Genomic DNA, 21,686 nt, shown 5'->3' with positions numbered 1-21,686 from the left:
TTAAAAAGGATAAATAGATTATTAAACCTATTTATCCCCTTTTAAATATAGAGTTCTTTTAGTATAGCTCTTTTCTTGACAAAAAGCACTTTATTTGTTTTTAGCAGCCGGTGAGAAAACGGAACCAACAATTTCAAAGTGTCGCCGAAATAACCACCGAATGCCGTAGGCAATAAGAGCAATAATAATATTGGTCATACCAGGTAAAACCGGATTAACTACTTGCAGCGCTGGAATTGATAACACCATTAGCCAGCCATATAAAACCACTATTATTCCTGCCATACCCAAAATAATTTTGGTCCAAGGAATTTTTTTATTCTTGCCATTATCCGGTAGAAGCCAAGTATTATACTTGGTCATAAAAATTCCCATTAATACCCCAATGCTAATTAAAGTTAAAATTCCCATTTGTGAATTATTTTTAGAATTTGGCTGGAACAATGCTATTAACCCAAATATACCCACAAAAATTGCAACATAAAGTAATGCACTATCAACTGCATACTGCCAAAACGGAATATCTGCTGCAGTTTTGAGCTTAGGTTTTAAAATATCAGCCGCTTTGATTTTAGGTGACATATTATAAAAGGTGTTAGCTGGTTGCCCATGGCGCTGGGCAATGAGTAAATCTGGCAAAAGCTTATCGATTTTGCTTATTGCAGTTTTTTGACTCAGCTTACCTTGATTTTCTAATTCTTTTTGCAAACGAAAAATATAGTCAGCATTCTTTTTACTTAATTGTTTGCGTAATTCTGCAGGTGCCATTTGTCTGACTTGCTCTTCCATATTCTGATTAGCAACTTTATCTTTCAGTTTTGTTTGCTGATCAGCATCTATTTTTACTTGTTCTTCTTGTTTATTTTCTGCCATTATTTTTTCCTAAACGTTAAATCTAAATTCAATAATGTCACCGTCTTGAACTTCATAATCTTTACCTTCAAGACGTAATCTACCAGCTTCTTTAACTTTTTGCATGGTTTCATACTTATTTAAATCGGCAAAAGAGACAACTTCTGCTCGAATAAAGCCACGTTCAAAATCGGAATGGATTACTCCAGCTACTTGTGGTGCCTTCATCCCTTCATGAAAAGTCCACGCACGCGTTTCAGGACCACCAGCTGTAAAGAAAGTTCGCAGCCCCAATAGATGATATGCAGCCCTAATCAAACGATCAAGTCCAGATTCAGTTACTCCTTCTGCTTCCAGAAATTCAGCTTTTTCATCATCATCAAGACCGGCAATTTCTTCCTCAGTCGCTGCAGAAATTCCTAAACATTCAGCATGCTCTTTGTCAGCATGCTTTTTAACAATTTGATAATAATGATCATTTTCTGCATCTGCCATTGATTCTTCAGCAATATTCGCAACATAAATAACCGGTTTAGCTGTTAAAAGAAATAGGCCCCTAACAATCTTCAGTTCATCATCATTAAAAGTAATTGAGCGAACAGCCTTACCTTCTTCTAAAACTGGCTTAATCTTTTGTAAAACTTGTAATTCAGCCTTGGCATCCTTGTCATTTTGTTGAGCTAGTTTCTTTACTTTATTAATTCTTCTGTTTACTGCGTCCAGATCAGAAATTGCTAATTCTAAATTTATCGTATTAATATCTTCTTCTGGATCAACCTTGCCAGTTACGGATGTTATATTATCATCTTCAAACGCTCTTACAACGTGAATAATTGCGTCAGTTTGCCGTATATTTTCTAAAAATTTGTTACCAAGTCCTTCACCTTTAGAAGCCCCCTTAACCAATCCTGCAATATCGGTAAATTCAAAAGTTGTGTGCACTATTTTTTTGGCCGGAATCAATTCTTGGATTCTACCCAAGCGTTTATCCGGAACTTCCACCATTCCAACATTCGGCTCAATCGTAGCAAACGGATAATTGGCCATTTCGGCTCCAGCTTTGGTAATCGCATTAAACAACGTTGACTTTCCAACATTTGGCAAACCTACAATTCCAGCAGTTAATGACATCTTCAACCTCTTCTTATAAAAATTATTTATTATCTTGATTAAAATCTGGTAACGCAATTGATGCTTTAGGAATATATAGCTCATTTTTACTATTTACCGGATCATTAGCTTTAGTTAAAACTTTCTTTAAATTATGAACAAATTTTGCTCGTGAAATTAGCACGATATGCCCACATCCCATACACTTTAAACGAATGTCTGCACCTAAGCGCAGGATTTCCCAATTGTTTGTTTTGCAAGCATGCGGTTTTTTCATCAATACCGTATCTGCTAAATTATAAGCAATATCCTTATTCATCTAAATCAACACCTAATATTTCAAGAATTCTGTTTAGCTCATCGACAGAAGAAAAACCTATCGACAAATGTCCATTACCTTTTTTACTTTCAGAAATATTAACACTTGAGCCTAGCTTGTTAGCTAGCTGGTGTTCGCTTGCTTTAATAAAGGCAGATTTCTGAATTACCTTTTTCTGCGGTTTTTGCGAATTTAAACTAGCTACTAAAGCCTCAACTTTCCTAACAGGCATTCCTTCTTTAACGACTTGTTTAGCAACCTCATCGATTCTATCTTTGTTTTTTAATCCTAAAAGTGTTCTGGCCTGTCCCATCGACAATTCACCATGTTGTAACAAGTGCTTGGTCTTATTTGGTAAAGTCAATAATCGCAAGTAATTAGCGATATATGGTCGAGACTTGCCCATTCGCTTAGATACTTCTTCCTGGGTTAGACCCAAATTTTTTTGCAGCATCTCATACGCTTGCGCTTCTTCTAGCGGAGTTAAATCCTCACGTTGCAAGTTTTCGAGAACAGCAACCTCCATCATTTGACTTTCACTAAAATCACGAACAATTGCCGGAATGGTGGTTTTCTTTGCTAATTTTGATGCACGATAACGTCTTTCACCAGCAATAATTTCATAACCATTAACTGATTTACGCACAATGATTGGCTGAAAAACACCGTTTTCCTTAATTGAATCGGCCAACTCTTTCAAAGTTTTATCATCAAAACTTTTCCTAGGCTGATATGGATTGGGTCTAATTTCACTTAAATTAATATCAAAAATTTCTTCTTCGGTTTCTTCAGCTTGCGGTTCATCTTCAAATAATGCCTCAATTCCGCGTCCGAGACCGCCATGCTTCTTACTTTCTTTATTTTTTAAGTCTCTTACCATGATTCTTTAACACCTCCTTGGCTAAATCATCGTATACCTTAGCACCGCGTGAGTTAGGGGCATATTCAGTAATTGCTTCCCCGTAACTAGGCGCTTCCGCTAATTTGGTGATTCGAGGAATAATTGTCTTATAAACTTTATCTGCAAAATAAGATCGAACTTCCTTAACAACTTCAGCTCCCAAGTTGGTTCGAGCATCAAGCATTGTCATTAAGACTCCTTCAACCCCTAAATCTTTATTGAAATGCTTTTGAACTAGTCGAATTGTATTAAGTAACTGACTTAATCCTTCCATTGCATAATATTCACTTTGAACGGGAATCAAAATTGAATCTGATGCGGTAAAAGCATTAATTGATAATTGCCCAAGAGATGGTGGACAATCAATAAAAATAAAATCGTAATCTTCACTAACCGTATCAAGAGCTGATTTTAAACGTGTCTCACGAGCCATCATGCTGATTAATTCCGTTTCGGCACCCGATAAGTTAATTGTTGCTGGTACAAGGTCTAATTTAGTAGTTGTGGTGTGAAAAATTGTGTCTTTTAGTGGAACATCATTAATTAAAACGCTATAAATATCTTGATTAATTTCTGATTTTTCAATTCCTAACCCAGAAGTTGCATTTCCTTGAGGATCAATATCAACAATTAATACTTTATATCCACGTTCAGCAATTGAAGCAGCTAAGTTAATGGTCGTTGTGGTTTTGCCAACACCACCCTTTTGGTTAGCCACAGAAATTACACTCACCATATTTTCCATACCTTCCTACTTCCTTTTCATTTCAATTGTAATCATATAATCATCAGGGTCATTATTTTCTTTGACTTTAACCTTAATACCAGATTCTTTAGCTAATTTTACAGCACGTTTAATTGTATTAATTTGAACTTTCATATCCTTGGGTATTCGATTAACCGCACGCTGTGTTTGCTCTGTTTTTGCCTGTTCCTTAATTTTGGCTTTTTTATCCGCAAAATATCCCTCAACATCACGAGCAATTTTTTCTGTTTCACTGACATTAAGATTATTAGCTAATACTTCATCAAGTACTCGACCCTGATCTTTCTCGCTTAATCCGACTAAACTGCGACCATGTCTTGGCGAAATTTCACCACTAGCCAAATAGCTCTGTACTTTGGGAGTTAACTTTAATAACCTTAATTTGTTAGCTACATATGATTGTGATTTACCAATATTTTGCGCTAATGTTGTCTGAGTTAAATGATTCAACTGCATTAAGTTACTATACGCTTGTGCTTCATCAATTGGATTTAAATCTTCCCGTTGCAAGTTTTCAATTAAGGCAAGAGAAGCAGCCTGGCTATCGTCCATATTATTCACAATAGCAGGAATACGTTCCCATGCTAGATGCTGCGCTGCCCGAAAACGTCGTTCACCGGCAATGATTTCATAATCTTCACCCTTTTCACGAACAATGATCGGTTGCAATAAGCCATCTTTATCAAGTGTTGCCGCTAATTCACGAATTGATTCTTCAGAAAATTCTCGTCTTGGTTGATAAGAATTTGGCTTGATCTTAGTTAATTTAATATCTTGAATTTGTTTATCCTTTGAAATTTCGTCATGATGACGTAAAGACGAAAAAATTGACATATCAAGTCCTCCTATTACTGAATTGGTTTACGATGAGGGGTGCCCGCTTGGCGCGGATACTTCTTGGGTGTAGACTTTATTTTTTGAATAAGGACTAGCGTTCGTTCTTCATTACTATCTGGTAATCGTAATTCTTCTGTTTTAAGCACTTTACCACCAAGTACACTGATAGCCTTTTGACTTTTTGCTAATTCACTTTCAGCTTTTGGTCCCTTCAATGCCACAAAATAACCTTTCTGCTTAGTTAGTGGCAAACAATATTCACTTAAAACTGCCATATTAGCTACCGCACGCGCAGTAACAAGGTCAAATTGTTCACGATAAAGTTTGTTTTGACCGATATCTTCAGCACGACCATGAACAAGTTTTACATCCTTAAGATTTAAATTATTGACTAAGTCTTGCAAAAAGGTCAATCTCTTTCCTAGTGAATCAACTATTGTTAATTTTAGACTCGGTTGCATTATTTTAAGTGGAATTGAAGGAAAACCTGCTCCTGCTCCGACATCACACAAAGTACAACCTGCTTCAAAAATATCATAAAAAGCAAATAGAGGTGTCAAACTATCAAAGAAATGCTTGAGATATACCTCGTCAAGTTCCATTATCCTTGTAAGATTAACGTGCTTATTTGCAGCTACTAAGATATTAAAGTATTGCTTAAATTGATTGACTTGGTTTTCATTTAAGTTAAAATTACGTTTTGCTAGTTCTTGAACAAATTTGTCAGGATTCATTTTTCACCCGTGAAACCTTGTTTCACACTCTTTAAATTTAACGCTAAATTTGGCTTATTGTAAAGCCATTACATCTCTTTAATTATGAAATATTTTTTGACAGTCGTCAAAGTCTAAGTGTAGGAAATAAGTTATAATATCGTCAAAGGAGAAAAAAATGATTATTACTTTAATTGTTCTGGCTTATTTGATCAGAAAAACATATAAGGGTTATCAAACTGGTTTTACAAAATTAGTCATCAATCTAATTTTTGCAGCCATTGTATTCATTGCTGCCATCTTCTTTCAAAATCCAGTTGGCAACTGGATTTATGCCCAAATTACTGGTAAAAGCATCCAAACCACACTCACTCCTGGTGATAATCTCATGCTCTTTCGCTTTTTGGCGTTCTTCATTATTTTATTTATTGGTAAAATAGTGATCAAAGTTTTTAAAAGTTGGCTACCAAATAAAAATCCACATACATCAAGTTTTGGAAATATTTTAGATAGCGTTTTAGGTGCAATCGCATCTTTTTTTGCTGGTTACTTTTTCATCTATATTATTTTATCAATGCTTAATGCTTTGCAAAATCCATGGTTTATTCAACAAACATTAGATTCATCGTTCTTACGCTTCATTATTTACAATACACCTGGACTTTCTAACGGTATGTTTAACACTATCTTTAGTATTAGTCGCACTGCTGCATAAAACGACAATATCTATAAATAGCTAATAAGATTGGCAACATCAAACAAATTGGCCTTGATATTTTTAAGCAAAACATCAAGGCCATTTTTCATTTTATTCAAAATTATCATATTCAACGTGATTATCATTATAAACAAAGATAGCTCCAATACGATTAGGTTTACTATGCCAGTCCTTGATTGGATGACCAGCAAAAAACAGCCTCTTGCATTCAATTTCTGCTTGTACAGAATCTTTAGTAAAAGTCGTTACTCCAGCTAAATCAGTTTCAACAGGATAACCTGTTCGCGGATCAATTAAATGGTGATATTTATGCCCATCGACTTCGAGATAACGTTCATAAGTACCACTAGTTACAGCTGAACATTCATGAACCATTTCCGACGTAATATTTTTACCACGAGGCTCCTTGGGATCTTGAACACCAACGACCCATTGACCATTGACACGTTTAGGACAATCACCAACCAATAATATATTACCACCTAGATTGATAATTCCTGCATGAACACCATACGCACGCCAATAATCACGGATGCGATCTGCAATCCATCCCTTAGCAATACCGCCCAAGTCAAGCTCCATTCCTAGCTTCTTCAAAAAAACTGTTTGATTAGAATCATTTAACTCAACATTAAAAGGATCAATCAACTTCATTTTTGCTTTAATTTGATCTTCGGTCGGCACATGAGCTCCTTTAAACCCAATTGCCCATAATTTTACTACTGGGCCAATTAAAGCATTGAACCCAAAATTCTCCCGACTTTTCATTACTGCCAATTTGATTAAATCATAAGTGCCACTAGAAACTTGCACTGGATGATCGCCTGCAGCATGATTAACACTCATTACTTCTGATTTATCCCGGTTTACTGTTAACAAATCTTCATAGTGATCAATTAAATCAAACGAATGGCTAATTATGTCTTCTTGGGCATTTCCAAATATTTGCAACGTGATTGATGTACCCAATGCGTGATGTTCACCAACTACTTGTTTCAATGCGATATTTTCAATCATTTTTTCTTATTTCTCCAAATACTTTTCTCTAATAATCATTTGCATCTGTTCACTCACTCCCAGCTGATTAATAATAAAATTATCTAGTCCACCATAGTTTTCACGTATCGAGATTAAACTAGTATCTAAAAAGATATTGGCAACTGATCCTAAAACACGCATATTGGTACGAAACTTATCATTTTCGCCTATTTCTTTAAACTTTTGATCACGCACAGCACGATAATTATTAAGCAAATAATTAGAATAAAGATAATCTTGTCGAATCACTTCCATATCAACACCTAAAATATACAAGAGTATTACTGTCACTAACCCTGTTCTGTCTTTTCCTTCAGAACAATGATATAAAATTGCCCCCTCATCAGTTTCTGTAATTAGTTGCATTATTTGGTAAAAACTATTTTGAGCAGCTTTATTAAGAATATGATTCCGATACCGCCAACACATTCTACGTAAGCCAGCATATTGATCGTGACGATACTTCTCAAATTCTCTCTTCATATTTAAGCCATTGTCTCCAGTATTATCCTCGGACGACAAGGGTATTAAGTAGTGTGCTATTCCTGGTAATTCTTGATCAGGATTTTTTTGATATTCTGCTGGTGAACGCAAATCAATAATTTTTTTGAGACCGTAATTAAGCAAAAATTGACTGTCCTCAGCTGTTATCTTACTAATATTACCAGAACGTAATAATCTATGTGACCTGATTCTACGACCTTTGTAACCCAAATAACCGCCTAAATCACGAGGATTTCGAACAGATTTTATTGGTAAAACAACTGGATCAGTCATTTCAATATCCTTTCTAAAATAAACAAAAAATAATCGGACAGGTACTCCTATCCGATTATTTTACTCTCTACTAGTTGTTCTAGCAAAAATTTATTTATTGGCATGTTCAACAAACTTAAAGAAGTTGTCCATCATTCCATCTAGTTGTTTAACAGTTGCTTCATCGGTAAGCTCACCAGTTTCTTTATCAAACTTACTTGGAGCTTGCCCAATTAATATTTCATTACCTGGCAAAACATTAGCGCTCATATCTGGTGAAAGTAAAATTTCACGAATATCTTCTTGCGCACGACTACTACCTTGACCACCATGTGAAGCACCAGCAACCGCAACAGGCTTCATCTTCATAACATTTGGTCCAGCATGTGAACCAAGCCATTCAAGACTGCTCTTTAATGCAGCAGGAATAGTGTGATCATATTCTGGTGTTGTAATTACAATACCATCAGCATTTTTAATATCTTCAATCCAAGCCTTAATTGTATCATCAGCCATATCCGTTCTTGAAAACGGAGTTAACTTATCAATTTCTTTTACTTCAATTTCTGCTTTATCACTATAACGCTTAGCTATAAATTGTGCTAAAAAGCGGTTATATGAAAAAGATGCATTTGTACCGACAATTGCTAATAATTTCATTCCTGGTCCTCCTACTTAGTAACTTGTGCGTACCAATCATCAACTTCATCGAAGAAGTGACCTAAGAATTCAACGGTTGACTTATCAATTAAGTCACCATTTTCATCAAATTGTTTCGGTGCGTTGCCCATCATGAACTCATCACCATTAAAGACTTCGGCGTTAAAGCCTGGGGCAGTAAGTAAACTCTTTAACCGACTTTGAGAACGAGATGCACCTTGAGGCATTGGAGAAGTTGACACAATCACAACTGGCTTACCTCTAAATGGATGAGTTGCGCAAGACATCCATTCTAAAGCACTACTTAAAGCACTGGTTACTGAGTGCTGTTGTTCCGGTGAACCAAGTAATACCAAGTCGGCATCCTCAATTTCCTTACTCAAAGTTTGAATAGACTCAGGAGTATCTTCACCTTCTTTAAACATTGGCAGACCTTTAACTGACGCCAGTTTAAAGTCATATTTATTAGAGAATTGCTTAGCTATAAATTTAAGCAACGCCTCATTAAACGAATTATTGGCATTTGAGCCAGATAATGCAAGTATTTTCATAAAAACCACCTTTCAGAAAACTAATTCCTTTACTAATTATAGCATATGGTAATTTTTTTAACATAAACTTGCTTGAAGCAAACCGTAGCAATTATTTAACTTATAAAATCAGTTTTTATCGTCACTGGAATCGAATAACGAATTTTTTCCATTTTTACTAAGCCAATCATTACGAATTGCATCGTTAACTTGCGCTTTCAATACATTGACAATTTGATCTTGCGAAAAATGAGCAATTTCATTAACAATTAGTGAGGCAATTCCCATTGTGGTAATCCAATTTGCAATAACAACATTCTTAACTTTGTCGTCAGAATATTCCGTTTCAGGGTATTGTTCTGTAAACTTCTCAACACCTAAATCAATCAGAGTATCTGAAATCACCTTGCTACCAAATTTACCATCAACAAACATGGCTCGGAAAAGATTTTGATGTTCCTTAGCAAAATCAATATAAGATAAATCCATATCAATCAACGGTTCGTTAATATATGTTTTTTGTAGAATACTATTTTTTAAATTATCTGCAATTTTACCTAAAACTTCCTGACGCAGCTCATCCATACCACTAAACTCAAGATATAAAGGCTGCGTTGAAAAATGTCCTGCATTAGCAATATTGCGTGCAGTAAGACTCTCCATCCCATCTTTAACAACCAGTTTATAGGCAATATTTAAAATCTTTTTTCTTCCTATTTCTTTTTTTCTCGCCATTGGTTTTCCCTTGACTATCTTCAGTAACTGCTACTCTTAACTAATTGTAATTTATTTATCTTAACAACCAGTCTACTTAAAAAACTCTAATTTTTTAGAAATTCGTCATAATAGGTCGAAACCATATCGCTTACTTCAGCTTTACTTAGACCTTGTGACGCACAAAATGAAAAAAATGCCGCCGATATAATATAACCTCTTTCACGATCATCGGTTAAATTTTCCGAAAATTTCATATTAATACTTTCATTTTTATAATCAGTTGATACTTCAATTGATTTATCTTGCGGAATTTCTTTCATTACTACACCTCAGATCACTTTATCGGCTTTAAATTCATGCTCTATTAACAGCAATCACCTAGATAAAAATACTAATACATAATTTAAAAATATATGCTAGTTGATTATTATTCTTACTCAAAAAGTAATTCTTTTAACAGAAAAAAAACTCCCAATCAACTACTTATATGATTCCAAAAAATAACAATTAATTATCTAACATTTAGAATAGTAAACTTAAAACAACTTTGTCAAGTAAAAAAATAATTTTTTATGCCAGATTTTTTATGAAAATAATTGTACCTACAAAAAAAGAATGATTTTATCATCCTTTCAAAAAATTTATAATATTAAATCATTACAGGAAAAACTAACTTTCTTTAGTCATTTGACCATCCATCATTTCATATATGTGATCTGCATATTTTTCTAATCGTGGATCATGCGTTACTAAAATAACTGCTTTATGATAATTTTTAGCTAAATTCTTAAATAATTGACCAACCTCATCAACATTTTTACTGTCAAGTGATGCCGTCGGCTCATCTGCAAGCAGCATCTCTGGATTAGCATATAGAGCCCGCGCAATCGCTGCTCGTTGCTGCTGACCACCTGATAATTCATTTGGATATTTATTCACTAAACCAGAAATTCCTAACTGACCTAATAATTTTTCCAATGTAGCTTTATCGATATTACCTGATTTTTTAACCCGATTAACTAGCTCAAATTGTTCTTTAATCGTCAAAAATGGAACCAAGTTATAAGATTGTAAAACAAAGCCGATTTGGTTTAAACGTAGTTTATTGCTTTCTTTAACACTTAGTTCAGATATATCTTTTCCTTTAATTAAGACTTTACCAGCTGTCGGCTTTTGTAGAGAACCAACCACGGTTAAGAAAGTACTCTTACCAGCACCAGAAGGACCCATAATCAAAACAACTTCACCTGCATTAGCTTGAAAATTGATATTTTTAAGTGCCTCAACAGTTGCTTCGCCTTTACCATAATTTTTTTGAACATTTTTTAATTCAATTACTGTCATCTTTATTCACCTATTGCTTTTGCTGGATCTACTTTTAAAATTGATCTAACAGGTATTAGACTACCAATAACACCCATTAACAACATACCAATTATTCCACTTAGCATAATTGTAGGCGTAAAACTCATTGGAACAGCTGCTGGCAATAATTTAGCAGTTAACAGCATCGCCAAAAAGCCAAGAAAAACACCTGTAATAACCAAAATAATTGATTGACTAATTGTTGCTCTTACTAAAGTACCACTTGGGATGCCTTGCGCACGCATTACGGCAAAATTATGCATTTTTTGCATCGTTAGAATGTATAAAAAAACAGCGATAATAATTAATGAAATTATAAACAAAAAGCCAATCATTAACTGAAATGTCATGTTTTGAGCCGTATAGCCCGGCAATTTGGTAATAAATTGCTTTATAGGATAAGTTTTGTTATTTCCATGATCATTATAATAATTTGATCGTCGAGAAATAATTGCTGATGCCTGCATTGTTGGAATACCCTGACGTAATGTTTTCCACATAGGTAAAGTACCATAAACAATTGGAGCAATATTGATTTTAGCATTTCTAGCAAAACCAACGATTCGGTATTTTTTCTTGGAACCATTTAATTCCAGTTTGTCATTTAAGTGATAACCCTTATCTTTAAATGCTTGATCAACTACAACCTCATCGCTCTTGTTGGCTTTTCTACCGATAATTATTTCTAAACCTTGATAGATAAATTGATTCTTTTTTATACCAATGAACTGGGCAGACACTTGCGTTCTTCCTTTGCTTTTAACAACAACTGGCGTCTGTCCTAACAATGCCTCATCATTGGTCATCTTGGCATTTTTTAAATCGGCCTTGTTTAGAACTGACTGACTTATACTGACATTAGCATTTTTATTTAAAACGACTTGCTTAGCCTGCCAAGATACAATTGCCTGCGTATTTTCACTGGCAAGACCTACTGCTAATGAGGATAAAACAAAAATCAGATAACTGATTAAGAAAATCATTAAAATAATCAAACCATAACGCATTTTTTCACGTTTTATCTCTTTTATTGCTAAAAACACTACTTTGCTCCTTCTTCTAATAATTCAAGTCCAGCTTTCAGATAGGTTAAAATCTTTTCTTTTTGATTTTCATTTTCGAGAATCATTCTAATTGCAGAATGACTAAGTACCATTGCACTCCAATTCTGACTATTCAGTTGAAGCAATCTTACATCAGGAAAATGTTGCGATAATGCGTATTCATTATACAGAATATGCATTTTAACTAGATCAGCAAATTTACTTGTCTGAGTTTGGTCTATAAAATTTACGACCATCTTATAAAAAATCCCTGAACTAAATTTCTGCATTTTTCTCACAGGGATATGAATTTGAAGCATTGCATAATGATACAAATATTGATATGCATCTTCCAAATCTGTGAAATACTTGTAAAAAGAACCACGAGAAATTCCTGCATTCTTCACAATTCTTGCTACCTGAGATTTTGACAAGGGATATTTGCTAAATTCATTAAGCAACGCATCAGTTACCAGATCTTTTTTGGCTAGTGGCAAATTAATAAAAGTTTCTTTTACCATTTCCTTGAATTTTTCTCCTCCAAAAGTGACACCGCGTCACTAAAAAACAAGAATAACGCTCTACTAATTAGCAGTCAACTAAATTGCTTAAGCGATTCAACTGAACAGAATATTTAATAAAATATCTTTTAAATCATTAATAACAAAAAATACTCTTAAGCTAAAATCCGATTATAATAATTAATTCTGGCAATTCCTTTACGATAAGAAATTTTACCTAACGCACAATTATCCATCGTTTCAAATCCATTGATATCACCACCAGTAAAATAATGCGCAAACATCATTCGGATCAGGGTTCCATGACAAATTACCAAAATCTTTTTCTCTGAATAATTTTCCTGCATTTCTATTAAGAAACTACCACAGCGTTCATCAAGTTCCTGGAATGTTTCACCACTCGGTGCATACTTAACATAATTATCGTTGGCTTTACCCCACGGATCGATACCAGTAGGATATTTCTGTTTTAATTCTGAAAGTGATTTTCCATCCCATTCACCGAAATTAAATTCAACTAATCGCTGATCCAGAATAATTTCTTTTTGCTTTTTTGTAAAAATCTGTGCAGTTGTTACAGCGCGTTTCATCGGGCTGGAAAAAACAAAATCAAAATCGCTCGGATCAAAGTTAGTTGCAGCCTTTTTCGCATATTCTCTTCCTTCCACACTCAAATCATAGTCAAAGTGTGAACCTTGAATTTTATGATTTTTATTTAAGGTTGTTTGTCCATGACGAATAAAAACAATTTCCATATTAATTCAGCTTTCCGTAAATATTTCTAATGTCGTTTGAAATCATATTCCGTTCTAAAAACATAGTTGTTTTCATCACTAATTTGTCCAACAAATTTGAAACCAAAATCATTAAATTTTTGTAAGTCTTCTGGTTTACTCAACTGCTCTTCAGCAATCAAACGCACCATTTCTCCTCGTGCCATCTTAGCGTGAACCCCAACAACTTTCCAAGAATCATTTTTCTTTTCTTGAAATTCAATATTAATCATTCGGCGTCTTTCAGTTAAATATGGCATGATAATTTTAGAGTACTCTTTAGACGCAAGATTAATAAGAGTTTGATCTTCAGCAAAAAGACTATCAGCTATGGTACTGCTCCAAAATTTATACAGATTGGGCTCATTAAATCCCAACATTTTATTTTTCATCTCTAAACGATACGGCCATACCCCATCAAACGGTTTTAAAACTCCATATAATCCAGACAAAATGCGAACATTTTTTTGCAGATATTCAAGTGCGGGTAGAGTAAAAAGATCAGGAGCCATATATTGATATTGAATGCCTGAATAAGAAATGATGGCCGGAGTTAATCCGTCAGTTTGAGCTAAATTCAACTCAAAGAGTTGATTTTGACCTTCTTTAGCTGTACGTTCACTCGCCTGCCAAATTGTTTTTAATTCACTTAAACTACATTTTTTAAGAAAATCTGCCAAGACTTTTGCCTGAGTAATAAATTGAGGAATTGATCTTGTCGGAAAAGATTCTTGATCAACTTTCATTTTCATTGCTGGAGAGATAATAATTTTCATCTTTCGTATTTTCCACCTTTTGGGTTAAACTTAGTAAGTAATCTGTACTGAGGAGAAATAATAATGAATCCTGATTTTGCTATCATCTTAAATTTTAAACTAAAAAATGCTAAAGATATAGACCCCGACTTTTTGGTAAGAACTGCTCGTAATATTGGTGCTCGAGCAATTAGTGTTAATTATCAAGAAGATAAATTTAAAGTATTTGGAGAAAAATACACAATAAAATTGGTTGAAACTAGAGATGGCAGTAATCTTACTGCAGCAAATGTTATAGATACTCTAGTTACCAACCGAAAAAAAGGCCAGCAAACTATTATTAATATTCCTATTGAAAATAATGGCTTCTTTAGCAATGAAACAAAAGATATGTTAGAACATATTAACGACTGGATGCATATTTTTGGCCATGCCTTTAACGAAAGTGAACCATCTTCTTTAAAGGTTGCCAATAGTGGATTTGCTCTGCAAAATCGACACATGAATTATCAAAAGTATATTTTCTTAAAAAATCATTCAAATAAAAATATAGAAATTTTTGGACTTGATCATCAGCCGAATCGAATTGAAATGATCGAAAATAGGATCGAATTGAAATTTACTTACGAAGAAGACAAATTAACAATTGACTTATCAAACGCTCCACACAGTAATTTTGCTTGGCAAGTTTTGCGAATTCAGGAGCATCGGCCTGAAGATGACCTCAAAGAAACAAAATATTAACAAGAGGTCTAAAAAACAAATAAATAAAAAACTGATAGATCTCATTGCTTAAAAAATTGATCTATCAGTTTTTCTTTTTAAATTAATATCTTTACAATTTTATGTTAAAAAGATTTTTTCTTGACCTTTTTAACAAAAATCACACTAAGAATTTACTTTTCTAAATAATTGATTTTCTTTTGATAATCAGATATTAATAATTTTAAATTTTTCTTGCCACGATATTTGCCATAAGCAATTATAGCTGAACTAAACATACTAATTAATAATAAGATAATGCCGATAATAAATAACCAGATTGTTCGTCTATAAAAGTAATAACACAACACAAAACCAATCGCACCAACTGCTAAGAAAAACTGTAACCAGTATTGTAAATTTTGTAACATTCTTTTTTGATATGTGACTTCTTCTTGATATCCTTCAGTTATTTTTTTAGCATTCATTATTTGCCCCTCTTGATGAGACTTAATATTTCAACCCTGGGTTGAATACTCCAAGAACGACGCCAGCAAAAGCAATGACTATAAGGATAATCATTGTCCAAATAGCTGAAACATGTTTCTTAGCCATTAACGGGAATTCATGAAATTATTATGCACAAACAAAAACATCCAATGCGAAGTTATGAAAACAAATATGGGAGCATCAGTTTTACCTAGCGTTATTAACAGTCCTGCCTGCCAAAGAATTCTTGATGAAAAAGTCATCAATTATCATAATTTAACTACTAAAAAATTAGATTTAATTATGACAGACGGTTCTACAATACCAAAATTCAAATCTTATAATTCCAAAATGGAACGGCTTAATTATAAAATTCAAAGTGCTTTAAAGACAGGAGATTTAGAAACGCAATTATTTAATATTCAATTACAGGTTAACCATAATAACAATGAGTAACTATTAAGTAAAAAAGACACATTCAGCGTTATCCACTAAATGTGTCTTTTTATTTTATTGATTCAAATAGTTAATTATCTGCTTAATTGCAGTACTCTTTTGCTCTTGTGAAAGTTCATCATCTTTAATGACTTCAATCGCATGTTCAGCAATTGAAAATATTTGTTTGTCATCTTCATCATCGCTTGCTAAATAACTTATTTTTAAGAATGACTCTAAAACCGTAACATTATTATCTTTTAGTGCATTATTGATAATTGTCTTAAGCATAATCTTCATATTACGAGTTTTTTTACGTTTTGCACGCATCTTATCAAAATATGGTAAAAACAATGCAACACAAACTGCTGCGATCTCTGCACAAGCTGTTACCCATTCTGACAATGGTCCTATTTCCATAATCTCACCTCAAATTTTATTATACTAAGGATAGTGAGACTGGTAAAATTTTTATTTTATCCATCAAATCAAATTTAGACATTTCTTAAGTAATCATATCAAAATTTAAACTTCAAACATGAAACATTGCTTCCTCAATTCGTTACGATTTCCTAATATTGATTATAAAATCTTGAAATATGTTAATCCAACAACAATTACCATCATTGCAATAATGAGCAGCGCTGCATGCTTACCATTAGTCTTTTTCAAAATATAGTAAACTGCTGTTGTCACAAGTAAACTTAATACCCCAGGCATTATTTTATCAAACATTGATTGTAAGCTAATTACGTTATTACCAACCTTACTTGAAACGTTTGAGTGGACCGCAATTTTAATTGGCGTACTTATTTTGATTACTGTAGAAATTAATGCACCAACTACCATTAGTCCAACAACATTCGCCATCGTTGAAATTTTTTGAATAACATCGCTTTGCTGATTACTATTTAAAAAATCAATTCCTTTTTTGTAACCAAAAGAAACTGCATAATAACGTGCACCCATGTTAATAATATTATATAAAACAAACATTAAGATAGGGCCAAAAACACTACCACCAAATGCTATTGATGCACCGATACTACCAACAATTGGCAGCCAAGTAAATTTAATTAAACTATCTCCTAAACCAGCTAAAGGTCCCATTAAACCTGTTTTTAATGGATTGATTCCTTCCTTTTCATCTGCTGGCGTAGTTTCTTCCATCGCAGCTGATAAACCTAAAATCACAGCATCGAAATTAACATGCGAATTATAAAAAACAAGGTGTCGCTTCATTGCTTCAGATAGATCTTTTTTATCAGGATATATTTTAGCTAATGCGGGAGCAATTGCTCGCATGAAACCCACACCCTGTAAGGTCTCATAATTAAGCGTAATTCTCATTGTGTTCAATCGCATAAACATGCGCCATAAATCACGATTGTTTAACTTATGTTCTGGCGCAGTCAATTTTTCATCGGTCATAAGTCATAATCCTCCTCATCTTCATCACCAATACTTGTTTGTACAGGTTGACTTGCAACTGCTTGATTTGCTAACTCTCTTGTTGCTCTTTCATACAAGAAAGCAAATACTATAGCAATCAAAGTAATTGGTAAAATGTCTAATTTTAAATAAGAAGATAGAACAAATCCTAAAATAACAAACATCCAAAGTTCTCTTTTTTTCAACATTGTCATCATTAACAAAGCAATACCCACCGATGGTATAATTGATCCTGCTGTACTTAAACCATTGATAATAAACTTTGGTAAATCATTAATTGCTTGCTGAATAGCTCCTGCACCAAACTGTAAAGCTAAAAAGGTAGGAAATGCACGAGTAAAACCATATAAAAGTGCTGGTGGCCAAGTCAACCAATATGTTCCTTTTACATCAGCATTATCAGCTAACTTCTTAGCCCAGCCGTTAAGAGAACAGTTAACAGTTTCAATTAGGACAAGCAATTGTTGTGCCAAAATTGATGTAGGAACAGCCAATGTGATCGCAGTCGCAACCATAGTTGAAATCGACTCATTACTATTTCCCATAATTGCAAGCGATGTACTAATCATTGTCCCAGTAATTAAATCTGGTGCCATATAAGCACCGACATCACCGATTCCCATCCACATAATTTCTAAAGTAGCACCAATAATTAATCCTGCTTGTAAATTACCCAAAATAATACCAACAATTGGTGCTATCAAAAGTGGTCTACGAAACATTTTAGTGCTAACATCATCAATTCCTAAAAGAAAAGCTAAAGCAGTTAAAATAAAGACTTTCATTTCTCTAAAACCTCTCTTAGTTTTACAGCTCCATCAGTTGGAACCATTTGAATTTCAACATCAACACCGTGATCCATTATTCTTTCTAATGCATGTTTTTCGTCATCTGTTAAAAACACAGCCTTAGTATATTGCTTACGCTTATCATTACCACGAATACCACCAATATTTAGTTTTTCAATCTTATAACCGTTATCAACAATTTCTTCCACTGTAAACGGAGATGCGAACAACAGCATTGTTCTTCTAGTTACTGGATTATTAGGAACAATTTTTAAAAATTTTTCTGTAGTAAAAATATGCAATTTAATGTTACGCGGTACGCTCATTTTTAGAACGTTCGATTGAATCTTGTCTTTTGCAACGGCATCATCAACAATGATTACCTGCTCAATTTGTTTAATATTTAACCAGGTTGTTACTACTTGTCCATGAATCAAACGATCATCTATTCTACAAAATTCCACTGCCATCTTCTTGTTCCTCTTCTCTAAATCTTTCTGAAATATTTTGAAAACCCATTTTATATGATTTTTCAAGTGACTCGGCTAGTTCATTTAAATTTCGATTACGATTGGTAAATAAATCTAAAAGCATTGGTAAATTTAAACCGCTTAATACCAAAGTGTTTTCCTGTTTTAAGCAAAATGCACCGCTGACATTCGAAGGAGTGCCTCCTAAAATATCACATAAAATGATTATTCCTTTACTAGTATCAAGATCCATTAACAATTTTTCCATTTGGCTTTTTGCTTGTTCTAGATTCATATCTTCTTTAACTGCAAGATATGCACAATTTTGTTGTTTTCCTACAATCATTTCAGCGCTGCGTAGAGCTTCTTTTGCAAAAAAGCCATGACTAGCCAATATAACAGCTACATTAGAGGATTTATCTATCATATTGCGTTCCTTCTTCTAAATAAAAATTTCTTACATTATTAATCTCATCCATTGTTATGCCAAAATGCTTTTGAAAATAATTTTCTGGAGTATCGAACAGGTCGTAAATTTTATCAATTGCTGCTTTAATATAACTTTTTCTTGTATCTATCATCGCCATTAAATAATCAAGGTATGATTTTTCTTGCACAAGTTCTCGATACAAATCATACTTTAGCTGATTTCGATCTCTACGAATTGTTTTGGTAATCATATAATCTTGAATAATATCCTCCTCCTTTATATTCAATAACAGTAGGATCAGCATTGAACCAAAACCGGTTCGGTCTTTACCCCCTCGACAATGATGAAATAAAGGTAAGTTTTCTTTGCGACACACTGCCTTGATCATTCTGCCGTATGCTTGTTTGGCAACTGGAGATGTAACTAAATCTTGGTAACTTTCAATAACATTTTCGCCACGGTCATTAAGATATTTGTTAGGAACTTCTCCATTTTTTATAGATTGCACCAGTTTTTCGTTTTCACCTCGCAAATCAACAACGTTAGCTGCAGCTTCGGAAAAACTTGACTGGGGGTCACAATTTAAAACCTGAATAACCGTTGATAAAAATTTATTGGGATGATATTGCCGTTCATGTGGTGAACGATAATCAACAATGGTTTTAAAATGATACTGTGTTAAAACCTCAATATCATTTTTATCCAGTTTAGATAGCTGATCCCCACGGAAAAGAAGCCCCCACTTTAAAAATCTCCCATCCTTTGATTCATATCCTCCCATGTCACGAATATTAATTGCATTATTCAAAGGAAGCACTCGTTCTGTAAATAGATTTGTTGAAAAGTCACCATTTTCAGATTTAATAATAAAGTATTGGGGCAAACTTGTACGTGGTACTTTAATTTGAAAAATACCATTAGAACTAGTTGCCAATTTCGTATTAATTCCCTTTACACTAGCTATATTGCCTGCCAATAATTCATAAGTACGTTGCTGCTTTGAATGATACAATTCAATAGTTACAATATCACCATCTCGTTTTATTTTTATATTATGCAAAATATATGGTTGTTCTTTCATTTTTATGGAACCCCTTTCACGATTGATTATATTACAAGAAAATAATTTACGCAATTTTATTTTTGAGAAAATAATTTTTACAATAAACAAATAAAACACACAATAAACAAATAATTTCTTTGCATAAATTAAAAATTTTAAGAATTTAATTGATAAAATAATCTTAAATATACACTGCCATTAGTAACTTTAATTTTATTTTTACCTATATCCTTTGATAATTAGCTACTTTCTAGATTTGATCTAAATGAAACAATAAAAATAATTAATAATATTAAATCTTGAGGAAAATCATTTTCATTAAGTATAGTAATTCATTATAATTAGTAATATAAAAAGTCAATATGTTTTAACTATTACAAAAGGAATGAATTTATTTTGAACCCACTTGTTGCAATACAAAAAAATTATTTACGCTTTTCTAAAAATGAACGATCCATTGCTGATTACATTTTACAAAACAGTCCTAAAATTAATAATATGAAAATAACTGAGTTAGCTCATAATACTAAAACTTCCTGTGCAACAGTTACTCGATTTGTTAAAAAAATTGGTTGTACAAGTTATTCCGATATGAAAGTAGATATTAGTCAGCATTTAATTAAGAATATATCTAGACAAGAAAATGATATTTTAAGCGAAGTATTTAGTTTTTACCAAACAGTTATTAAAAATACTCAACAAATGATTGATCAACATTCAATCAAACAATTTATAAACCTATTAAAAAGTCAAAAACATATTATTTTAATAGGTTCAAGTAATTCTGGTGTTTCAGCAGAAGCTTTTGGTCTTCGGTTGATGCGAATGGGTTTTGACGCTCAGAGCTTTATTGATCCAAATTGGATGAAAATGCGTGCAAGTATCTCAACTAACAAAGATTTATTTTTGGCAATTTCAAATAGCGGAACTACCAGCTCTATTGTTGAGACTTTAAAAATTGCTAAAAAGCAATTTGCAAAAATAGTATCGATTACGAGCTACCTTGATAATCCTGTTGCTCAAATTAGTGATTTGGTTTTTCATGTTTATAATCCCAGATTTACTGACAACGAAAAATTTATTAATTCTCAATTTTCGAATATGTATTTGATTGACATCTTAACATCTTGTTTACAAGAAGAAGACAAATTTAAAGATTCAATGCAGACAACAAGAATTGCCGTTGGAGATAAATAAAAATAATTAATTTGTATTAATAAGTAATCTGCGCATCAAGAAAAAACCGCAACTTCATGAAGCTAACCCCTAAAACTGGACGTTAGTTTTATATCATTTTACTTAAGGCTTGATTCCGATATTGAATCGGAGTTAAGCCTTTTAGTTTGTGCCGAATTCTATCTTCATTGTAATAACTTATCCATTCTTTCATCGCCTTAACCAATTGTTTCTTAGTATCAAAGTGATGTGTAAAATAATTCATTTCAACTTTCATAATGTGAAAGAAACTTTCCATAGCTGCATT

General features: G+C 33.1%; 30 protein-coding genes and 1 pseudogene. 4 read left to right on the top strand and 27 right to left on the bottom strand.

Annotated features, from left to right (window positions below):
* Positions 1–90 precede the first annotated feature (90 nt).
* From F5ESL0228_RS00945 to rsmG, 7 genes are read right to left on the bottom strand one after another with little or no spacing between them, the layout of a single operon-like run.
* Positions 91–873 (bottom strand): DUF1129 family protein, encoded by a 783-nt coding sequence (locus F5ESL0228_RS00945; RefSeq protein WP_122022575.1) that lies wholly within the window; start codon positions 871–873, stop codon positions 91–93.
* Positions 874–882: 9 nt separating this feature from the next.
* A complete protein-coding gene (gene ychF / locus F5ESL0228_RS00940) occupies positions 883–1,983 on the bottom strand; it encodes a redox-regulated ATPase YchF (RefSeq protein ID WP_122017708.1) in 1,101 nt (366 codons plus the stop codon).
* A 22-nt stretch (positions 1,984–2,005) separates the two neighbouring features.
* Positions 2,006–2,281: a DUF951 domain-containing protein gene (locus tag F5ESL0228_RS00935; protein ID WP_122022574.1), complete on the bottom strand. Its 276-nt coding sequence runs from the start codon at positions 2,279–2,281 to the stop codon at positions 2,006–2,008.
* Entirely contained in the window at positions 2,274–3,161 is an 888-nt protein-coding gene (locus F5ESL0228_RS00930; protein WP_122022573.1) for a ParB/RepB/Spo0J family partition protein, read from the bottom strand. Before F5ESL0228_RS00930 ends, F5ESL0228_RS00935 begins: the two co-directional genes overlap by 8 nt.
* On the bottom strand, positions 3,139–3,918 hold the full coding sequence (locus F5ESL0228_RS00925) for a ParA family protein (protein WP_122017755.1): 780 nt from the start codon (positions 3,916–3,918) through the stop codon (positions 3,139–3,141). The genes F5ESL0228_RS00930 and F5ESL0228_RS00925 overlap by 23 nt, the downstream gene beginning before the upstream one ends.
* A 15-nt stretch (positions 3,919–3,933) precedes the next feature.
* Entirely contained in the window at positions 3,934–4,782 is an 849-nt protein-coding gene (gene noc / locus F5ESL0228_RS00920) for a nucleoid occlusion protein (protein ID WP_122022572.1), read from the bottom strand.
* Positions 4,783–4,796: 14 nt separating this feature from the next.
* Positions 4,797–5,519 (bottom strand): 16S rRNA (guanine(527)-N(7))-methyltransferase RsmG, encoded by a 723-nt coding sequence (rsmG, locus tag F5ESL0228_RS00915; protein ID WP_122022571.1) that lies wholly within the window; start codon positions 5,517–5,519, stop codon positions 4,797–4,799.
* Between the two features lie 157 nt (positions 5,520–5,676).
* Here rsmG and F5ESL0228_RS00910 point away from each other — a divergent pair, with 157 nt between their 5' ends.
* A complete protein-coding gene (locus tag F5ESL0228_RS00910) occupies positions 5,677–6,213 on the top strand; it encodes a CvpA family protein (protein WP_122022570.1) in 537 nt (178 codons plus the stop codon).
* Between the two features lie 93 nt (positions 6,214–6,306).
* Here F5ESL0228_RS00910 and F5ESL0228_RS00905 read toward each other — a convergent pair whose 3' ends face one another.
* The 11 genes from F5ESL0228_RS00905 to yaaA form a co-directional block, all read right to left on the bottom strand.
* Positions 6,307–7,233, bottom strand: coding sequence for an FAD:protein FMN transferase (locus F5ESL0228_RS00905; RefSeq protein ID WP_122022569.1), 927 nt, complete (start codon positions 7,231–7,233; stop codon positions 6,307–6,309).
* 6 nt (positions 7,234–7,239) lie between these two features.
* On the bottom strand, positions 7,240–8,031 hold the full coding sequence (locus tag F5ESL0228_RS00900) for a tyrosine-protein phosphatase (protein WP_122022568.1): 792 nt from the start codon (positions 8,029–8,031) through the stop codon (positions 7,240–7,242).
* A 90-nt stretch (positions 8,032–8,121) separates the two neighbouring features.
* Positions 8,122–8,670: an NADPH-dependent FMN reductase gene (locus F5ESL0228_RS00895; protein ID WP_122022567.1), complete on the bottom strand. Its 549-nt coding sequence runs from the start codon at positions 8,668–8,670 to the stop codon at positions 8,122–8,124.
* 11 nt (positions 8,671–8,681) lie between these two features.
* On the bottom strand, positions 8,682–9,221 hold the full coding sequence (locus tag F5ESL0228_RS00890; protein WP_122022566.1) for an NADPH-dependent FMN reductase: 540 nt from the start codon (positions 9,219–9,221) through the stop codon (positions 8,682–8,684).
* A 108-nt stretch (positions 9,222–9,329) separates the two neighbouring features.
* Entirely contained in the window at positions 9,330–9,935 is a 606-nt protein-coding gene (locus F5ESL0228_RS00885; RefSeq protein ID WP_122022565.1) for a TetR/AcrR family transcriptional regulator, read from the bottom strand.
* An 86-nt stretch (positions 9,936–10,021) separates the two neighbouring features.
* A complete protein-coding gene (locus F5ESL0228_RS00880) occupies positions 10,022–10,237 on the bottom strand; it encodes a hypothetical protein (RefSeq protein ID WP_122022564.1) in 216 nt (71 codons plus the stop codon).
* Positions 10,238–10,586: 349 nt separating this feature from the next.
* The gene (locus F5ESL0228_RS00875) at positions 10,587–11,261 is read right to left on the bottom strand and encodes an ABC transporter ATP-binding protein (protein ID WP_122022563.1); all 675 of its coding nucleotides are present in this window, start codon (positions 11,259–11,261) and stop codon (positions 10,587–10,589) included.
* Between the two features lie 2 nt (positions 11,262–11,263).
* Positions 11,264–12,325, bottom strand: coding sequence for an ABC transporter permease (locus F5ESL0228_RS00870; RefSeq protein WP_122022562.1), 1,062 nt, complete (start codon positions 12,323–12,325; stop codon positions 11,264–11,266).
* Positions 12,325–12,846, bottom strand: coding sequence for a TetR/AcrR family transcriptional regulator (locus F5ESL0228_RS00865; RefSeq protein ID WP_122022561.1), 522 nt, complete (start codon positions 12,844–12,846; stop codon positions 12,325–12,327). Before F5ESL0228_RS00865 ends, F5ESL0228_RS00870 begins: the two co-directional genes overlap by 1 nt.
* Before the next feature lie 155 nt (positions 12,847–13,001).
* A complete protein-coding gene (locus tag F5ESL0228_RS00860; protein WP_122022560.1) occupies positions 13,002–13,601 on the bottom strand; it encodes a histidine phosphatase family protein in 600 nt (199 codons plus the stop codon).
* Positions 13,602–13,627: 26 nt separating this feature from the next.
* The gene (gene yaaA, locus F5ESL0228_RS00855; protein WP_122022559.1) at positions 13,628–14,395 is read right to left on the bottom strand and encodes a peroxide stress protein YaaA; all 768 of its coding nucleotides are present in this window, start codon (positions 14,393–14,395) and stop codon (positions 13,628–13,630) included.
* 63 nt (positions 14,396–14,458) lie between these two features.
* On the opposite strand from yaaA, the gene F5ESL0228_RS00850 reads away from it, so the two are divergent.
* Positions 14,459–15,118 (top strand): hypothetical protein, encoded by a 660-nt coding sequence (locus F5ESL0228_RS00850; protein ID WP_122022558.1) that lies wholly within the window; start codon positions 14,459–14,461, stop codon positions 15,116–15,118.
* A 152-nt stretch (positions 15,119–15,270) separates the two neighbouring features.
* On the opposite strand, the gene F5ESL0228_RS00845 is transcribed toward F5ESL0228_RS00850, so the two are convergent.
* Complete coding sequence (locus F5ESL0228_RS00845; RefSeq protein WP_122017682.1) at positions 15,271–15,564, bottom strand: DUF202 domain-containing protein; 294 nt, start codon at positions 15,562–15,564, stop codon at positions 15,271–15,273.
* Between the two features lie 22 nt (positions 15,565–15,586).
* A pseudogene (locus F5ESL0228_RS08385) lies at positions 15,587–15,694 on the bottom strand (PTS system mannose/fructose/sorbose family transporter subunit IID); the annotation flags it as partial.
* Positions 15,695–15,745: 51 nt separating this feature from the next.
* On the opposite strand from F5ESL0228_RS08385, the gene F5ESL0228_RS00835 reads away from it, so the two are divergent.
* Complete coding sequence (locus F5ESL0228_RS00835; protein WP_147441414.1) at positions 15,746–16,021, top strand: hypothetical protein; 276 nt, start codon at positions 15,746–15,748, stop codon at positions 16,019–16,021.
* Between the two features lie 54 nt (positions 16,022–16,075).
* Here the strand turns inward: F5ESL0228_RS00835 and F5ESL0228_RS00830 are convergent, their stop codons facing one another.
* From F5ESL0228_RS00830 to F5ESL0228_RS00805, 6 genes are all read right to left on the bottom strand, one after another.
* A complete protein-coding gene (locus F5ESL0228_RS00830) occupies positions 16,076–16,420 on the bottom strand; it encodes a hypothetical protein (RefSeq protein ID WP_122017680.1) in 345 nt (114 codons plus the stop codon).
* 162 nt (positions 16,421–16,582) lie between these two features.
* Entirely contained in the window at positions 16,583–17,431 is an 849-nt protein-coding gene (locus F5ESL0228_RS00825; protein WP_122022556.1) for a PTS system mannose/fructose/sorbose family transporter subunit IID, read from the bottom strand.
* Positions 17,428–18,237, bottom strand: coding sequence for a PTS sugar transporter subunit IIC (locus F5ESL0228_RS00820; RefSeq protein WP_122022555.1), 810 nt, complete (start codon positions 18,235–18,237; stop codon positions 17,428–17,430). Before F5ESL0228_RS00820 ends, F5ESL0228_RS00825 begins: the two co-directional genes overlap by 4 nt.
* Positions 18,234–18,710 carry a PTS sugar transporter subunit IIB gene (locus F5ESL0228_RS00815; RefSeq protein ID WP_122022554.1) on the bottom strand — a complete coding sequence of 159 codons (477 nt, stop codon included), beginning with the start codon at positions 18,708–18,710 and terminating at the stop codon, positions 18,234–18,236. The genes F5ESL0228_RS00820 and F5ESL0228_RS00815 overlap by 4 nt, the downstream gene beginning before the upstream one ends.
* Positions 18,691–19,137, bottom strand: coding sequence for a PTS sugar transporter subunit IIA (locus F5ESL0228_RS00810; protein WP_118907252.1), 447 nt, complete (start codon positions 19,135–19,137; stop codon positions 18,691–18,693). Before F5ESL0228_RS00810 ends, F5ESL0228_RS00815 begins: the two co-directional genes overlap by 20 nt.
* Entirely contained in the window at positions 19,127–20,221 is a 1,095-nt protein-coding gene (locus F5ESL0228_RS00805) for a tyrosine-protein phosphatase (RefSeq protein ID WP_122017676.1), read from the bottom strand. Before F5ESL0228_RS00805 ends, F5ESL0228_RS00810 begins: the two co-directional genes overlap by 11 nt.
* A gap of 378 nt (positions 20,222–20,599) precedes the next feature.
* Here F5ESL0228_RS00805 and F5ESL0228_RS00800 point away from each other — a divergent pair, with 378 nt between their 5' ends.
* Positions 20,600–21,400 carry a MurR/RpiR family transcriptional regulator gene (locus F5ESL0228_RS00800; RefSeq protein WP_122022553.1) on the top strand — a complete coding sequence of 267 codons (801 nt, stop codon included), beginning with the start codon at positions 20,600–20,602 and terminating at the stop codon, positions 21,398–21,400.
* Between the two features lie 88 nt (positions 21,401–21,488).
* Here F5ESL0228_RS00800 and F5ESL0228_RS00795 read toward each other — a convergent pair.
* Positions 21,489–21,686 (bottom strand): IS3 family transposase (locus F5ESL0228_RS00795; protein WP_147441413.1); only part of this gene is annotated, 198 nt, incomplete at its 5' end.

Origin of the sequence: Lactobacillus sp. ESL0228, from assembly GCF_003692825.1 — a bacterium.
GTDB lineage: Bacteria > Bacillota > Bacilli > Lactobacillales > Lactobacillaceae > Lactobacillus.
Note: the sequence above shows the minus strand (reverse complement) of the source record. Positions and strands in the feature narration are given on the sequence as shown.

Excerpts from the sequence above, each read along its gene's own strand:
- F5ESL0228_RS00945 (WP_122022575.1), bottom strand. The coding sequence starts at position 873 with ATGGCAGAAAATAAACAAGAAGAACAAGTAAAAATAGATGCTGATCAG.
- F5ESL0228_RS00890 (WP_122022566.1), bottom strand. The coding sequence starts at position 9,221 with ATGAAAATACTTGCATTATCTGGCTCAAATGCCAATAATTCGTTTAAT.
- F5ESL0228_RS00875 (WP_122022563.1), bottom strand. The coding sequence starts at position 11,261 with ATGACAGTAATTGAATTAAAAAATGTTCAAAAAAATTATGGTAAAGGC.
- F5ESL0228_RS00880 (WP_122022564.1), bottom strand. The coding sequence starts at position 10,237 with ATGAAAGAAATTCCGCAAGATAAATCAATTGAAGTATCAACTGATTAT.
- noc (WP_122022572.1), bottom strand. The coding sequence starts at position 4,782 with ATGTCAATTTTTTCGTCTTTACGTCATCATGACGAAATTTCAAAGGAT.
- yaaA (WP_122022559.1), bottom strand. The coding sequence starts at position 14,395 with ATGAAAATTATTATCTCTCCAGCAATGAAAATGAAAGTTGATCAAGAA.
- F5ESL0228_RS00830 (WP_122017680.1), bottom strand. The coding sequence starts at position 16,420 with ATGGAAATAGGACCATTGTCAGAATGGGTAACAGCTTGTGCAGAGATC.
- F5ESL0228_RS00820 (WP_122022555.1), bottom strand. The coding sequence starts at position 18,237 with ATGAAAGTCTTTATTTTAACTGCTTTAGCTTTTCTTTTAGGAATTGAT.
- F5ESL0228_RS00925 (WP_122017755.1), bottom strand. The coding sequence starts at position 3,918 with ATGGTGAGTGTAATTTCTGTGGCTAACCAAAAGGGTGGTGTTGGCAAA.
- F5ESL0228_RS00900 (WP_122022568.1), bottom strand. The coding sequence starts at position 8,031 with ATGACTGATCCAGTTGTTTTACCAATAAAATCTGTTCGAAATCCTCGT.
- F5ESL0228_RS00860 (WP_122022560.1), bottom strand. The coding sequence starts at position 13,601 with ATGGAAATTGTTTTTATTCGTCATGGACAAACAACCTTAAATAAAAAT.
- F5ESL0228_RS00865 (WP_122022561.1), bottom strand. The coding sequence starts at position 12,846 with ATGGTAAAAGAAACTTTTATTAATTTGCCACTAGCCAAAAAAGATCTG.
- F5ESL0228_RS00825 (WP_122022556.1), bottom strand. The coding sequence starts at position 17,431 with ATGACCGATGAAAAATTGACTGCGCCAGAACATAAGTTAAACAATCGT.
- F5ESL0228_RS00930 (WP_122022573.1), bottom strand. The coding sequence starts at position 3,161 with ATGGTAAGAGACTTAAAAAATAAAGAAAGTAAGAAGCATGGCGGTCTC.
- F5ESL0228_RS00845 (WP_122017682.1), bottom strand. The coding sequence starts at position 15,564 with ATGAATGCTAAAAAAATAACTGAAGGATATCAAGAAGAAGTCACATAT.
- F5ESL0228_RS00935 (WP_122022574.1), bottom strand. The coding sequence starts at position 2,281 with ATGAATAAGGATATTGCTTATAATTTAGCAGATACGGTATTGATGAAA.
- F5ESL0228_RS00835 (WP_147441414.1), top strand. The coding sequence starts at position 15,746 with ATGAAAACAAATATGGGAGCATCAGTTTTACCTAGCGTTATTAACAGT.
- F5ESL0228_RS00815 (WP_122022554.1), bottom strand. The coding sequence starts at position 18,710 with ATGGCAGTGGAATTTTGTAGAATAGATGATCGTTTGATTCATGGACAA.
- F5ESL0228_RS00895 (WP_122022567.1), bottom strand. The coding sequence starts at position 8,670 with ATGAAATTATTAGCAATTGTCGGTACAAATGCATCTTTTTCATATAAC.
- rsmG (WP_122022571.1), bottom strand. The coding sequence starts at position 5,519 with ATGAATCCTGACAAATTTGTTCAAGAACTAGCAAAACGTAATTTTAAC.
- F5ESL0228_RS00905 (WP_122022569.1), bottom strand. The coding sequence starts at position 7,233 with ATGATTGAAAATATCGCATTGAAACAAGTAGTTGGTGAACATCACGCA.
- F5ESL0228_RS00810 (WP_118907252.1), bottom strand. The coding sequence starts at position 19,137 with ATGATAGATAAATCCTCTAATGTAGCTGTTATATTGGCTAGTCATGGC.
- F5ESL0228_RS00910 (WP_122022570.1), top strand. The coding sequence starts at position 5,677 with ATGATTATTACTTTAATTGTTCTGGCTTATTTGATCAGAAAAACATAT.
- F5ESL0228_RS00805 (WP_122017676.1), bottom strand. The coding sequence starts at position 20,221 with ATGAAAGAACAACCATATATTTTGCATAATATAAAAATAAAACGAGAT.
- ychF (WP_122017708.1), bottom strand. The coding sequence starts at position 1,983 with ATGTCATTAACTGCTGGAATTGTAGGTTTGCCAAATGTTGGAAAGTCA.
- F5ESL0228_RS00850 (WP_122022558.1), top strand. The coding sequence starts at position 14,459 with ATGAATCCTGATTTTGCTATCATCTTAAATTTTAAACTAAAAAATGCT.
- F5ESL0228_RS00885 (WP_122022565.1), bottom strand. The coding sequence starts at position 9,935 with ATGGCGAGAAAAAAAGAAATAGGAAGAAAAAAGATTTTAAATATTGCC.